Annotated in this window: 16 protein-coding genes; 2 read left to right on the top strand and 14 right to left on the bottom strand. The window is 51.2% G+C overall.

Features of this window, described 5'->3' with window-relative positions; genetic code table 11:
- Positions 1–26: 26 nt before the first annotated feature.
- The 3 genes from CJP46_RS13765 to lpdA form a co-directional block, all read right to left on the bottom strand.
- A complete protein-coding gene (locus tag CJP46_RS13765; protein WP_094596201.1) occupies positions 27–1013 on the bottom strand; it encodes an alpha-ketoacid dehydrogenase subunit beta in 987 nt (328 codons plus the stop codon).
- Positions 1013–2044 (bottom strand): thiamine pyrophosphate-dependent dehydrogenase E1 component subunit alpha, encoded by a 1032-nt coding sequence (locus CJP46_RS13760; RefSeq protein WP_094596200.1) that lies wholly within the window; start codon positions 2042–2044, stop codon positions 1013–1015. The genes CJP46_RS13765 and CJP46_RS13760 overlap by 1 nt, the downstream gene beginning before the upstream one ends.
- A 134-nt stretch (positions 2045–2178) precedes the next feature.
- Positions 2179–3600: a dihydrolipoyl dehydrogenase gene (gene lpdA, locus CJP46_RS13755; RefSeq protein WP_094596199.1), complete on the bottom strand. Its 1422-nt coding sequence runs from the start codon at positions 3598–3600 to the stop codon at positions 2179–2181.
- A gap of 214 nt (positions 3601–3814) precedes the next feature.
- Between lpdA and CJP46_RS13750 the strand changes: the two genes are divergently transcribed.
- Positions 3815–4114, top strand: coding sequence for a DUF2627 domain-containing protein (locus tag CJP46_RS13750; RefSeq protein ID WP_094596198.1), 300 nt, complete (start codon positions 3815–3817; stop codon positions 4112–4114).
- A 49-nt stretch (positions 4115–4163) separates the two neighbouring features.
- On the opposite strand, the gene CJP46_RS13745 is transcribed toward CJP46_RS13750, so the two are convergent.
- Together CJP46_RS13745 and CJP46_RS13740 are read right to left on the bottom strand one after the other, a co-directional pair.
- Complete coding sequence (locus tag CJP46_RS13745; protein ID WP_094596197.1) at positions 4164–4514, bottom strand: hypothetical protein; 351 nt, start codon at positions 4512–4514, stop codon at positions 4164–4166.
- Between the two features lie 104 nt (positions 4515–4618).
- Positions 4619–4831 (bottom strand): hypothetical protein, encoded by a 213-nt coding sequence (locus CJP46_RS13740; RefSeq protein ID WP_094596196.1) that lies wholly within the window; start codon positions 4829–4831, stop codon positions 4619–4621.
- Between the two features lie 197 nt (positions 4832–5028).
- Here CJP46_RS13740 and CJP46_RS13735 point away from each other — a divergent pair, with 197 nt between their 5' ends.
- Positions 5029–5634 carry a thymidine kinase gene (locus CJP46_RS13735; RefSeq protein ID WP_094596195.1) on the top strand — a complete coding sequence of 202 codons (606 nt, stop codon included), beginning with the start codon at positions 5029–5031 and terminating at the stop codon, positions 5632–5634.
- A gap of 67 nt (positions 5635–5701) precedes the next feature.
- Here the strand turns inward: CJP46_RS13735 and CJP46_RS13730 are convergent, their stop codons facing one another.
- The 9 genes from CJP46_RS13730 to CJP46_RS13690 form a co-directional block, all read right to left on the bottom strand.
- Positions 5702–5914 carry a DUF3006 domain-containing protein gene (locus CJP46_RS13730; protein WP_094596194.1) on the bottom strand — a complete coding sequence of 71 codons (213 nt, stop codon included), beginning with the start codon at positions 5912–5914 and terminating at the stop codon, positions 5702–5704.
- A 5-nt stretch (positions 5915–5919) separates the two neighbouring features.
- Positions 5920–6825, bottom strand: a complete 906-nt coding sequence (locus CJP46_RS13725; RefSeq protein WP_256992340.1) for a ComEC/Rec2 family competence protein — start codon at positions 6823–6825, stop codon at positions 5920–5922.
- Between the two features lie 47 nt (positions 6826–6872).
- Entirely contained in the window at positions 6873–7712 is an 840-nt protein-coding gene (locus CJP46_RS13720; protein WP_094596193.1) for a stalk domain-containing protein, read from the bottom strand.
- A gap of 349 nt (positions 7713–8061) precedes the next feature.
- On the bottom strand, positions 8062–8865 hold the full coding sequence (gene spo0A, locus CJP46_RS13715) for a sporulation transcription factor Spo0A (RefSeq protein ID WP_094596192.1): 804 nt from the start codon (positions 8863–8865) through the stop codon (positions 8062–8064).
- 184 nt (positions 8866–9049) lie between these two features.
- Positions 9050–10375 (bottom strand): SpoIVB peptidase, encoded by a 1326-nt coding sequence (gene spoIVB, locus CJP46_RS13710; protein WP_094596191.1) that lies wholly within the window; start codon positions 10373–10375, stop codon positions 9050–9052.
- A gap of 103 nt (positions 10376–10478) precedes the next feature.
- Positions 10479–12215 (bottom strand): DNA repair protein RecN, encoded by a 1737-nt coding sequence (gene recN, locus CJP46_RS13705; RefSeq protein ID WP_094596190.1) that lies wholly within the window; start codon positions 12213–12215, stop codon positions 10479–10481.
- A gap of 42 nt (positions 12216–12257) precedes the next feature.
- Positions 12258–12707, bottom strand: a complete 450-nt coding sequence (gene ahrC / locus CJP46_RS13700; protein WP_094596189.1) for a transcriptional regulator AhrC/ArgR — start codon at positions 12705–12707, stop codon at positions 12258–12260.
- Between the two features lie 30 nt (positions 12708–12737).
- Entirely contained in the window at positions 12738–13220 is a 483-nt protein-coding gene (locus CJP46_RS13695; RefSeq protein WP_094596852.1) for a hypothetical protein, read from the bottom strand.
- A 275-nt stretch (positions 13221–13495) separates the two neighbouring features.
- Positions 13496–14353 carry a TlyA family RNA methyltransferase gene (locus tag CJP46_RS13690; RefSeq protein WP_094596188.1) on the bottom strand — a complete coding sequence of 286 codons (858 nt, stop codon included), beginning with the start codon at positions 14351–14353 and terminating at the stop codon, positions 13496–13498.
- Between the last annotated feature and the right edge of the window lie 32 nt (positions 14354–14385).

Here is a 14385-nt window from a genome sequence, read left to right as displayed (position 1 = left end):
ATTTTCACCCCTTCATACGGCAATTCTCAGTAAACCGCCAACTCGTGCATCGCTTGCTTGACTTTATCCTTGCTCAGCATAAAGAACTTCTCCATCGGCGGGCTGATCGGCATGGCCGGAACGTCCGGGCCGCACAAGCGCTTGATCGGCGCGTCGAGGTCAAACAGGCATTCTTCCGAAATAATGGCGGACACCTCGGCGCCCACGCCGCCTGTTTTGTTGTCCTCATGCACGATCAGCACCTTGCCGGTTTTGCGGACCGCCTCAATGATGGCGTCACGATCCAACGGCTGCAGCGAGCGCAGATCCAGGATGTGGGCCGAAATGCCCTCTTCCTTCTCCAGCTCTTCGGCAGCTTGAAGGCAGAAGTGCAGCGGCATGCTGTAGCCGATGACCGTAATGTCGGTTCCCTCGCGCAGCACGTTAGCCTTGCCGATCGGTACGGTATAGTCGTCCAAAGGTACGTCACCTTTGATCATTCGGTAGCACTTTTTATTTTCAAAAAACAGCACTGGATCCGGATCGTTGATAGCAGCTTTCAGCAGGCCTTTCGCATCATAGGCGGTAAAGGGCGCCACAATTTTCAAGCCGGGGGTACCGAAGAAGATCGATTCCGGGCATTGGGAGTGATATAATCCCCCGAAAATGCCCCCACCGATCGGTGCACGGACCACGATCGGACAGCTCCAGTCGTTGTTGGAGCGATAGCGGATTTTCGCGGCCTCACTAATAATCTGGTTCGTTGCCGGCAGCATGAAGTCGGAATACTGCATTTCCGCGATCGGCTTCATGCCGACCATGGCCGCACCGATTGCAACGCCGGCGATAGCGGATTCCGCCAGCGGCGTGTCGATGACCCGCTCTTCACCGAACTGGTCCTGCAGACCTTTGGTCGTCGTGAACACGCCGCCTTTGACGCCGACATCCTCGCCAAGGACAAACACGTTTTCGTCTTTTTCCATTTCTTCTTTCATAGCCAGACGAATCGCATCGATATATTCCATTTCGGCCATTAGTATACCCCCTCTTCGCTATCGCCCGCATACACATGCTTAAGCGTATCCTCCGGTTTCGGGAACGGAGCATTGTCGGCCGATTCGGTGGCTTCCTTGATTTCAAGGGCAAGCTGTGCGCTTAAATCCGCATCCTTGTCTTCATCCCAGATGCCGCAGCTGATCAAATATTGTTTGAACCGGGCAATGCCGTCTTTTTTCCAGTTCTCTTCCACTTCTTCTTTGGTCCGGTATGCCAAATCGTTATCCGAAGTGGAGTGCGGAGACAGGCGGTACATCATAGCTTCGATCAGCGTAGGTCCTTCGCCGCGGACGGCGCGTTCACGCGCTTCCTTCACCGCTTTGTAGACCGCAAGTGCATCGTTGCCGTCCACTCGGATACCCGGAAACCCATAGCCGAGCGCCCGGTCGCTGACTTTGCCGCTGATCTGCTTATGCAGAGGTACCGAAATGGCATACTGATTGTTTTCGCACATAAAAATGACCGGCAGCTTATGAACGCCCGCAAAGTTGGCTCCCTCATGGAAGTCCCCCTGATTGCTCGAGCCCTCGCCGAAGGTTACAAACGAAACGATGTCCTGTTTTCTCATCTTGGCGGACAAGGCCACGCCTACGGCGTGCGGCACTTGGGTCGTGACGGGGCTTGAACCCGTTACGATCCGCAGCCGTTTAGAGCCGAAGTGACCAGGCATTTGGCGCCCGCCGCTGTTCGGATCCTCAGCTTTCGCAAATGCCGACAGCATCAGTTCGCGCGGGGTCATACCGACCGTTAACACAAAAGAATAATCGCGATAATAAGGCAAATAGTAGTCATTTTCCCGGTCCAATGCAAACGCCGCGGCGACCTGCGCCGCCTCCTGACCGATTCCCGATACGTGAAAGTTAATCTTGCCTGCCCGCTGCAGCAGCAGGTTACGCTCGTCAAATTTGCGCCCGAGCAGCATATATCTGTACATGTCGATGACTTGGCCGTTGGTGAGTCCAAGCTGCTCATGCTCATGTGGCGTGTGAACAGTACCCTGATCATTCATGGGAGGTACCTCCTTATTATAGAGCTTTCAGTCTTTTCCCTGATCTACTATTAAAACCTGGTACTAAGACTTGGCTTAACCCTATTATAATCATAACCGCGGCGAAAAGAAAAGAACCGATTCTAAATTTTGGCTTACAGTCCGATGGATTTACCGTCTACAGCGAGCATTGCCTCTCCCAAAATTTCCGAGAGCGTTGGGTGCGGATGCACCATCTGCCCGATCTCCCAAGGGGTTGCATTCAGAAACTGGGCCAGCGCCGCCTCGCTGATCAGGTCCGTCGCATGCGCCCCGATCATTTGCACGCCCAAAATATCATTCGTCTTAGGATCAGCTACTACTTTCACGAATCCTTCCTTACTGCCCTGTACCAAAGCTTTTCCGATGGCCTGGAACGGGAATTTGCCGACCTTGACCTCGAATCCGCGGCTGCGGGCTTCCTTCTCGGTAATGCCGACGCTGGCCACTTCCGGTCTCGTATACACGCATCTTGGAATCAGATCCGCATCCGCCGGGTGAACGTTATCTCCCGCCAAATGGTTGACGGCCGCAATGCCTTCATGACTTGCCGCATGAGCGAGCTGCAGTCCGCCAATGACGTCGCCGATGGCATAAATATGCGATTCTCCGGTTTGGAAATATTCATTGACGGCTATAAATCCGCGTTCCACCCGGACATCCGTATTTTCCAGACCGATGTTCTCCACATTGGCCTGGCGGCCGATCGATACCAGCAGCTTGTCCGCCTGAAGCCGCTCCGACTTTTCTCCAACCCGCACATCGATGTGCACCTGATGATCCGCTGCTTCATATGTGTCTGTCTGCAGCTGGGCACCAGTAATCATTTTCACGCCCCTACGCGAAAGCGACTTCTGAAGCTCCCGGGCGATCTCCTCATCTTCTGCAGGAAGCAGCTGGCTGGCAGCCTCCACAATGGTGACCTCCACGCCAAAATCGTTCAGCATCGAAGCCCATTCGACGCCAATTACGCCGCCGCCGACAATGATAATGGAAGATGGAAGTTCTTCCAAACGAAGCGCTTCGTCGCTGGTCAGAATATGTACTCCATCGGGTTCAAGTCCGGGCAGTAGCCTTGGACGGGAACCGGTAGCGATGATCAAATGGGTCGGGACCACCGTCTCCATCTCTCCATCCGCCAGCTCCACGGCAACTGCACCGCTTTTCGGCGAAAAGATGGAAGGGCCGATAACGCGGCCTTTTCCGTGAACCACCTGTATTTTATTTTTGCGCATCAGGTACTGAACTCCTTGATGCAGCTGGTCCACAATGCCTTCTTTCCGCGCCTGAACCTTGGAAAATTTGAGAGCGGCCCCCGCTGTCTCGATACCGTAATTCTCGCTTTCCTTAATTTCCGCGTATACTTCCGCGCTACGCAGCAAAGACTTACTTGGAATGCAGCCGCGGTGCAGGCACGTTCCTCCAAGCTTGTCTGCTTCGATAATGACGACTTCCTTGCCCAGCTGAGCTGCACGGATCGCGGCTACATAACCGCCGGTACCTCCGCCCAGTACGGCAACGTCACACGATATTGTCATGTCCATCCTCCACCCTAACAAGTTTATATTGTAATCATTTGGCGTATAACTTTATACAAGTTGTGTCCGGAGCAATACGCACTCCATCGCCCTTATATTGTACTCGGTTTTCACCGCATTACAAAATGTTATCACATGTCCGGAAATAGACAAAGATTCACCGGACGAGTTATGATATAGTGGACTAAAACAGGCCAACAGGAAGGGATTTTTCATGAAACTGATTATTTCCCGCTTTATCGCCATCCTGATCCTTGTCATTCCGGGACTGGCGGCAATGACCGGATTTTTATTTATGAAAGACGCGGTATTTGAGTATTACTCGCTCCATGGCGATGCGAGCGTCGCCCATCCGGCGTTTGCGTGGGGACATTTTGTCCTCGGCCTGCTCCTGTTCGTGGCAGGGATGAGCTTTCTCGGCGGCTGGATTCTGTTCCGGGACCGCAAACGAAACTATGTAGGGCCACGGTTCAAGGAGAAACGCAAGCCCAAACCGCCCGTACAATCTTCATAACACCGGATTCCAGGACCAGGAATCAAACAAAGAACCCCGGACTGCAGGTTTATCTCAGAACGGGGTTTTGTTTATCATCCAAATCTTCTTCATCGGTTTCACTCGCGATTATGTTAAGGGCAACGTCCTGCTCCACCAATCCGTACTCCGGATTACCCAGCACCGGAAGTGCGGTCAGGGTTCTGCTCGTTAAAATAACCTTCAGCTCGTTATCACGGTTGTAAAGCACGGATTCGACCACAAAAAAGTTATTCAGCAACCCCGCAATGACTGCGATTTGCTGCGGACTCAATTTTGGCGGGGGCACGCCGGCTTTGCCATGCTTTACAACCTGCTTTGCCGGCTTATGCCGTTTCTTGTTATCAGTGGACCGGTTCACCAAATCACCCCGCTTCAACATATTTCTGCTTTCTTTAGAATATAGCGGGGAGTGCGAATTGGTGTATCCGAATTTGCCGCAGAATCCTGTGGCAGGTTACCAGCCGTTTACCAGACCGATAAAAATTACTCGTACAGCGCCTCTCTCAGCTTCGTGGACATTCGGGATTCTTTCGACGAAGATTTCAGCAGCGTGAGCCGCAGTTTATGGTTTTGCTGAACCGCATCTTCGAGATCCGCGAGCAGGCTGCCAAGCAGCTCTTCCACTTGCGGATGGTTGCCGAGCTCTGCTGACAATTCAGCTATTCTAGTTTTGTAAGCTTCTATTTTTTCCTGCATGATGCGTCTCCTCCACATGCTCATTCGTTCCTGCTTACGTTAACCATACCACGGCAAAACCCTTCACGCCACTTTCGGTTATTTTTGTAGCCATGTCCGTTTTAATTGTGGTACTCTATAAAAGTCGCAATTTTTCGTGTTTTGTCATCATATAGAACATGAACGGGTTTTGCTAATGGGAAAGGAGCAGGCTGAACGTGAATAAAGGACGGATTACCGTAATTACGGGACCCATGTTTAGCGAGAAATCGGGTGAGCTCATCCGCCGATGCCAAAAACTGATCCAATACGGCCGGAAAAAGCTGGTGGCTTACAAGCCTGAGGAAGATCAGCGCTACGCGAAGGACGAGATCGTCAGCCGGATCGGATACCGGCTGCCGGCCATCTCCATTCCGCGGCAGCTGACGGCTGACATCACGGCAAACATCATCGCGGAAACGGTAGACGCGGATGTGGTCGCTTTTGACGAGGTCCAGTTCTTCAGCAAGCCAATTCTCGGTCTGGTGGAAGAGCTGGCATATAACGGAAAGCATGTCATTGTGGACGGGCTGAATCTGGACTATCGCGGAAAAGAATTCGGCTACATCGGCGGCCTGCTGGCCATGGCGGATGACATCCAGCTGCTGACCGCCTTCTGTGCGGTATGCGGCAGCCCGGAAGCCGTGTTTACGCAGCGGATTGTCAACGGCCACCCCGCTCCACTGGGCTCGGTCATTATGATCGGGGATTCCGATGACTACGAGCCGCGGTGCCGGTGCTGCTTTGTTCCACCGCACAAAGTCAGCGCCAAAGGAAGCGCCTGACGATATAAAAAAACTCTTCGGGATGATGAGCGCAATGAATCAGCACATCATCCAGCGAAGAGTTTTTTTATGATTCCCAAACATCGTCCATTAACTTTTTGATTTCGTCCGTGCGCCGTTTGGTTGCAGCCGGATCGGTCACCCAAATTCCGCCCTTTCGTTCCACGGCGTCTCCCGCCTTCACCCTGGGATCTACTTGTTCACGGGGAACGGCCTGGATATTACCGTCCACTTCAATCCGGCAAAACGGTCCATCAAAGCCTTCGACATATCCTGTCATCGTTCTCACCTTTCCGTTCGGAATGTTACCTTCTGCCCGTTCGACTCCGCTTCAATCGTTCCCTGAAGATCGTTGCGGTATACCGTGACGCCCTGCTGCTTGAGCCGGTTTAGGATGACGCTTTTCGGATGTCCGTATGTATTGTCTGCCCCTACCTGAATAACGGCGTATTTCGGATGGACCCGTTTGAGGAATGCGAGTGTGGTCGACGACTTGGAGCCGTGGTGCCCTACCAGCATCACATCCGCCTGCAAATCCGCCCCAGCCTGGAGCATATCCCGCTCGCTGTCCGCTTCCGCGTCACCGGTTAGCAGAAAAGAAGTCCGGCCATACGTTATTTTCACCACGGCGCTCATATTATTCGAATCGTCATAACTTTTATGCGGCGCCAGCATATCGACGTGAACTTCGTCGTCCATATCCCAAGAAATCCCCGCTTTCGCCGTTTGTACTTTCAGCTTTTTATTCTTGATGGCACGCAGAACGGATTCAAACGTTTTCGTATTGGCCTGTGCTTTGGGCATATAAATGCTGCCTACCGGAATGTGATTAATGACGGCGTCCAATCCGCCGATGTGATCGGCATCCGGATGAGTTCCGATCACCGTGTCCAGCTTGGTGATGCCGTACTGCTCCATATATTGCAGCATCAGTTCTTCTTTGTCATTGTTTCCCGCATCTATCAACATCGTTTTACCGGAAGGGGAAATAATAAGCTGAGAAGCTCCTTGCCCTACATCAAGAAAAACGACCCGGAGGTTCCCTTCGCCCGTGCTCGCCGGCTTGCTGTCGTTCTCCGGTGCGGCCGGGATAATCTCCAGACTGCATCCGCTTAGGAATAGCATCGCCGTGATGACGCCTGTCAGCAGTAAAGTAGAAATCTTGGATGTCTTCATCATCGTTCCTTTCACGGCTGTAGCCTCAAAAAGTTAGTAATAACTGCCAGAACGTTATCTTATCACGAACCATACTCAGGGTACAAGGTAAATTGAGCTTCACCTGCCTGGAGCAGGCCGTTTTTAAACGTGTAGCTCAAGGCTAAATCGCCGATAAATTCGGCGGGAGATACCTGCACGGCTGTCGTCGCTTTTAGGGTGTTGCCCTCCAGCGTGTAATACATAACGCTTCCAATCCCGGGCGGGAATTTCACGGGGCCGGACTGCAGTTTGGAAACGGGGATGACCGTTCGCTCGCCGTGAATATCCAGCTCGATTTGCTTGTCCGTCACTTTACTGCTGAACTGCTTCAGAAACGCCGTATAGGCATCTTCAACGGGTATGGAATCCGCTGTTTCGGTATACACGAGTGGATTTGATGCATATACCCCGGTTCCATATCCTGTCGTTAAAATAATGACAATATCCTTCTTGCCATCCCCCGTCAAATCGGTCCTTTCGATGATCGGGGCATATCCTAGATTGGCCACATTGTAACCCGGGATGTGACGGCTGAAGGTCTCCGTTGTCAGCGTTAAGTTATCGTAGGTTCCCGTTTCGCCCACATCCCCGCTGATCTGGATCTTCTTGTCGTCGGATTGCGCAAAAGGTATCTGTTTCTTGTCATCAATACTGACTGTGTTGGTTTGACTGTTATAGGTGACTTGTTTGCCAACAAGCTTGCCGAAGGTATTCAGTGGTATCATGATTTCATCATCTATTTGAACGGGTGCAGCTTCCGTCACCCACTCGGTTCCGTTGCGCATGACTTTGATCGGGTCGGGTTTCGCCACGACCATAATTGAAGTTGCCGATAACGCAATCGCAGCTGCCGCGGCAATGATCCATCCTTTAGCTTTCAATGTTAAACTCCTTCCCTTATTCGCCTAGCTTTTTTCCAATTTTTGATGATTAGTTTAAGTGTAAATTTATTTAGGCTTGATATCCAGATAAAACTTTGTAACTTATAGAATGAACTTAAGAAAATGCAAAACTTTAGCTCAATCTATATATTATTACCCTTTTGAAAAAATTGGATATCATCATTCACCGGCAGATGGATCAACATTCCATTAGAGAAAAACGTCTATCGACAATACATTTTAAGAAGCCAGACCGCATTTTAGCGGTTTTTTTTTCGAATTCAAAAAAAACGCCATACTATGATCATCGTCATAGTATGGCGTATTCTTTAGGGTCATGCTATTCCTTTCACGACACCTTATGCTCAATCCGCAGCTTGTCGGCCACCATGGCGATAAATTCGCTGTTGGTCGGCTTGGACTTGCTGATATTGATGGTGTAGCCGAACAGATGGCTGATGGAGTCGATATTGCCTCGCGTCCAGGCTACTTCGATTGCGTGGCGAATGGCACGCTCAACGCGGGATGGCGTCGTTTTGAACTTTTCGGCAATCGCCGGATACAGCGTTTTGGTAATGGCACCGAGGATTTCGATGTTGTTGTAGACCATCGTAATCGCTTCGCGCAAATATTGGTAACCTTTGATATGGGCCGGTACCCCGATCTCGTGAATGATGGACGTAATGTTGGCGTCGAGGTTTTTTCCTTTCGCCATCGGTACCACATTGGATTTGGTCGTCGATACCGTCATACTGCCTGTCGTGACATGCTGCTGCCCTACGAGCTGACGAATGCGGCTGGCCAGAACCTCCATGTCAAACGGTTTAAGAATGTAGTAAGAAGCACCGAGTTGTACCGCTCTTTGGGTGATGTTCTCCTGGCCGAAAGCAGTCAGCATAATGATTTTAGGCTGTGGGGACAGATTCATCTCACGCAATCTTTCAAGAACACCCAATCCGTCCAGATGCGGCATAATAATGTCCAAGATCAGTACGTCCGGAATTTTTCTCGATTCACTGATCATATTTAGCACTTCCTCGCCATTATAGGCGATTCCCGTTACCATCATATCGTCTTGCTCGGTAATATATTCCGCAAGCAAATTCGTGAATTCCCGGTTATCATCTGCCAACAATACCTCTATTTTTTGCACTGGCTGCTTCCTCCTTAGAATCGTATTCCCTTATTTTTCTGCAGAGATAAGTTTTCGACACCCAACATTAAATTCCTTCTGTCGAAAATTATTTTTGTTTATTTTTTTGCCACATTGAATTATAATTAATATTTTTATCCAATATTCTAACTATTTCGCGATGAAACGACAAAAAGTCTTAAGGCTAAACGGCCTTAAGACTTTTTAAAGAACTTTTGGATTGAGGGAGAACGCCGGAATCCTGAAGCATCCACTCGATAAAGCATCCGTAACCAGACCTCGGATCGTTAACGAACACATGGGTAACCGCTCCTACCAATTTCCCGTCCTGCACGATGGGGCTTCCGCTCATCCCTTGGACGATACCGCCGGTCTTCTCCAGCAGCCGCGGATCGGTAATTCGAATGACCAGACCTTTGGTGGCCGGTGATTCCTGCTTCGCCACATGAACGATATTAACCTTGAACCGCTCGACCTGCTGCCCATCCACCACGGTCAAAATTTCGGCAGGGCCTTCCTTGACCTGCTGAGCAAATGCAATCGGGATGCCTTCTTTATACAGGCTGTGTTCCGGATTTTGATTCATCTTGCCGAAGATTCCGAAATGCGTGTTGCGCTCAATATTACCTAATATTTTGCTTTCCTTGAGAAAATGCGCCCTCTTCTCTCCTGGCTCACCATCCTGGCTTTTGGATATTGAGGTTACGCTGGACTGCAAAATTTCGCCGCTGCCGACGGAAATCGGCGTTTGCGTGTTCATATCCGTAATGACATGGCCCAGTGCTCCATATACACCTTGATCCGGAGCATAGAAGGTTAACGTTCCGACGCCTGCGGCTGAGTCGCGAATATACAGTCCCAATCGCCACACCTTGTCTTCCAGATCATAGGCTGGGGACAGCTTCGTGCTCATCTCTTTGTTTCCGCGTTTGAATTTGATTTCGAGCGGTCGCTTGCTTTTGCCTGCCTCCTCGACTACTTTGGCAACTTTCGCGACGTCGTCCATCGGAACTCCGTTCATATGGGTCATCAAATCACCCAGCTGGATCCCGGCATTCTCACCTGGGGACACCTTCGTATCGGAATCCACGCTGACCAGGTGATGCCCGACGACCAATATGCCCGAAGATTTCACCTTAACACCGATCGTTTGTCCGCCAGGAATCACTTTGAGACCTGGAACGACCTGAATCTGAACGGTTTTAAAAGGGATCGTTCCGAATAATTTCAAGGTTACTTTCGCCATTCCGCTATGCTGCGGCGTCAGCTGTAATGGACGGCCGGGTGTCACTTTGGCGGTTACGGAGGAACCGTTGAGATGCAGGACGCCCGGACGGTCGACGGTAGCTTGGGCCGTCACCGGCATGGATAGCGCTTGTGCCGTTCCCGTAAACATCCTGATTTCGTTTGGAATGGCAGCCAAGCTCTGCACCGGCTCTGTTGTTCCTAAAAAACAAAGAAAGAAGACAATGAAAAGACCGAGCATTTTATTCCTGAGGCTGGAGTTCAATGGCTGTCACGCTCCCTTTTGCTTCTTTCGCTTGACGAAAGGTGGTCGCCAATTGCGTACCTTTAAGATTACCCCGCCTCTAGGCTTTTATTACTGTCAATCATTACTCTGGTGCGGATTTGACGGCTTTCCGCTCGTCCGCCAGCTTCAGCATTTCTTGGGCATGATGGAGCGTTTTCTTCGTAATTTCCACCCCGCCCAGCATTCGGGCCAGCTCTTCAACCCGGCCTTTTGGCGACAGTTCCTCCACGCGAGTCATCGTGCGTCCTTCATCTACGTTCTTCTCGATTAAATATTGATGATCTGCCATGCAAGCCACCTGGGGAAGATGGGTAATCGAAAATACCTGGCAGGTCTCAGCCAGCTTGTTCAGCTTCTCGGCAATGGACTGTGCCGCCCTTCCGCTGACTCCCGTGTCCACTTCATCAAAGATTAGGACCGGAATTCGGTCATGACGTGCAAAAATGCTCTTCATCGCCAGCATCATCCGGGACAACTCACCGCCGGATGCGATTTTGCTAAGCGGCCGCAGCGGCTCGCCCGGGTTCGGGGATATCATAAATTCAGCGGTATCCAGTCCCTGTCTGGTGAGCCTGATCTTCCGGCCATCGACCTCGATCCCCCGCTGATCATCCAGCCGCTCCAGCCGGACTTCCAGCGAAGTTCGCTCCATATGAAGGTCCTTCAATTCAGTCTCCACTTGTCTGGCGAGATCCGCAGCGCACTGCTGCCTTGCTTCGCTTAGCTCCTGGGCGGATTCAATCAGACCGGCCAGCAATCCATCCCTTTGGGATTTGAGATGCTCCAGACGCTCATCCTTATTCTCCAGCAGGCTCGTTTCCTGCAGGATCGATTCGTAATACGCCAGAATCTGTTCCACGCTGTCCCCGTATTTACGGCGGAGCGTGGAAATGAGGTCCAGTCGCTGCTCCACCTCTTCGAGCCGTTCGGGGTTAAACTCGACCTGATCCCGGTAATCCCGGAGCTGGAAAGCGGCGTCCTCCAGCTGGTAAAAGGCAGACTGCAGCTGCTCAAGCACCGGCTGTAAGCCCTTCTCATCATATTTCATGACATCTTCCAGACGGGAAATGGACGTACTGATCACGCTGATTCCCTGATGACCATTCAGCAGCTCGTAGGATCCGGATACGGCATCCATCATTTTCTCACTATGGGATAGCTTGACCCTTTCTTCGCTCAACCATTCATCTTCTCCGGATTTTAATGAAGCAGCCGAAATTTCCTCCAACTGAAAACGATAAAGATCCAGCATTTGATAAGCTTTCTGGCTGGAATCCATTAATTCGCGCAGTTCCTTCTCCACTTTGGAGAACGCTGCGTACCGTTCCTGGTACTCCCGTTTGATTGGACCGATCAGCGCGTCCCCATAAGTATCCAATAGGCTGAGATGCCTGTCCGCACGCAAAAGGTTCTGGTGCTCATGCTGCCCATGAATGTTGACCAGCTGTTCGCCGACTTCCCGCAGCATCGTCAAATTGACAAGCTGCCCATTGACTCTTGACGTGCTCTTTCCCTGAGATGTCAGCTCCCTGCGGATAATTAAATGCTCTTCATGGCTTCCTCCGACTCCGATCTTGGCCAAAGCCTCCCACACCGGATGCCCTTCCTGCAGCTCAAACAGCGCTTCAATTTCCGCCTTGTCGCAGCCGTAGCGGATTAAGTCCGCTACGCCTCTTCCCCCAGCAATCAGCCCCAAGGCATCAATTATGATGGATTTCCCGGCACCGGTCTCCCCGGTCAGCACGTGAAAGCCCGGATGAAAATGGACGTCGACCGATTCGACGACCGCCAAGTTTCGGATACTTAATGTTAAAAGCATGATATATAGCGCACCTCCGCTAAGGCAAATCTATGATTTGTACTATGAAATAAAGCTGTTGATCATTTGGACCAGCCGCTCGCTGTCCTCATTTGTCCGGCAAATGATCAGTGCCGTGTCGTCACCGCAGATCGTCCCCATAATTTCGTTCCATTCCATATTATCCAGCAGAACGGCAACGGCATTGGCCGTTCCCGGCAGACACTTCATAACGACCAGGTTGTTCGTATAATCAATATGCACGAAATTGTCCACAAGCGCGCGCTTGAGTTTCTGAATCGGATTGTAGCGCTGATCCGTCGGCAGTGAATATTTATACCTGCCGTCATCCATCGGCACTTTGATTAACAGCAGCTCTTTGATGTCTCTGGACACGGTGGCCTGCGTCACCTGAAATCCTGCTTCACGCAGAGCCTCGACCAGCTCATCCTGAGTCTCGATCTCCTTCTGGGTGATTATCTCTCGTATTTTGATATGGCGTTGTCCTTTCATATAGGCCTCCCAAATGTTAGTTGCTCATATTTAATCATCATAACCATTCCAGTCCTCTTCATCCCAATCAAAATGAATGCGCCGGATTTCCCCTTCATCGACATCGACGAAGAGTACGCCGCCGGAGCCCGGGTACAGTAGAAAATAGGGCAGCAGGCGGTCGCGCAGATTGGAACCGGTCCATTCGAGGGGAAGACGCTTCCTGGCGACTTTCACCAGGTACAACACCTCGTCATCGTCCCTCACGACATAATCGATAAACAGGCGGCTGTGATACTCTTCCCCGTCCGCCTCAAACAGCAGCGGGATTTTGATTTTGCCGCCGATCATTTCATAGCCTGCCTCCTCCAGCAAATCTACCGCAGGATGGTCCTGTATCTCTTCGTTGATCGGCATTTCCGGCACTCGGGCAGGCAGAGGGTTAAACAGCCAGGATCTCAGACCATAAGCGATCCAAACGATCAGAAGCACGCCGATCAGCAGCATGACCAGCAAATCTGCACGTCCCTCCATCCTCATCACCTCGACTTGGTATTCGCGGAAATGCGGAAAAATCCCTTTTTTGCATGTATAAAAATCCGTTTTTTGAATGTATAAACGCATATAAACAAGCTCATTATAACCCAAACAAACGTTCTCATCAATTCCTAATTCGAATTTGTGGCGGAAAAAGGAAAAACACGATTGACGTACCTTCAAGGAAGCCAGACCGCATTTAGCGGAAGTTTTTCTTGCTATATAAGGAAGTCGCCTCGAAGCTTCTACTTCCTTATAGCTACAAAAAGAACTCATCCCTTGGATGAGTTCCCTGTAAACGTATGGCGTGCTTGCGCAACTACATCAGAAACCAAACCCTGCAGCTCTTCGTCCGTCACAGGTTGTCCTGCTGCATCCGAAGGGCTCGCCGGCACATGCCAATGAGCGAGAAATTCGATGTTCCCTTCGCCTCCGGTGATCGGCGAGAATGTTAATCCGTTTAGAACAAAGCCTACTTCCGCGGCAAAGGTAAGCACATTCAGCAGCACCTCGCGGTGAACCTCGGGTTCCCGCACGACTCCGGATTTCCCGACCTTTTCCCTTCCGGCTTCAAACTGCGGCTTAATCAGCGCGGCCACGTCTGCCGGTTTGTTCAGAAGCGCCATCAGCGGAGGCAGAATAATGCGCAGTGAAATGAAGGATACGTCGATGCTGGCAAAATCCGGGGCAGGACCATTCAGATCCTCGGGCGTCATATAACGGAAGTTGGTCCGTTCCATTACGTTTACCCGCTCGTCATTCCGCAGCGACCAGTCCAGCTGATTGTAGCCGACATCAATGGCATACACATAGGCGGCTCCGTTCTGCAGGGCGCAATCGGTAAAGCCGCCGGTGGAAGACCCGATATCCAGCATCGTTCTGCCGGTCAGATCGATCCCGAAGGTGCGGAGCGCCTTCTCCAGCTTCAAGCCGCCGCGGCTGACGTACGGATGCACCGCTCCCTTAACTCTAAGCGGCGTATCCCGCGGAATTTTCGTTCCCGCTTTTTCGACGCGTTCTTCTGCCGCTAAGACCAGACCGGCCATAATTGCCGCTTTGGCTTTTTCCCGGCTCTCATAAAAGCCCTGCTCAACGAGCAGGACGTCGATTCGTTCTTTAGGCAAATTCATCATAATCTCCTGACTGCACGGCGATCTCGTTC

The sequence above is a fragment of the Paenibacillus sp. XY044 genome (assembly GCF_002257645.1).
Taxonomy (GTDB): Bacteria; Bacillota; Bacilli; order Paenibacillales; family Paenibacillaceae; genus Paenibacillus_AQ.
Note: the sequence above shows the minus strand (reverse complement) of the source record. Positions and strands in the feature narration are given on the sequence as shown.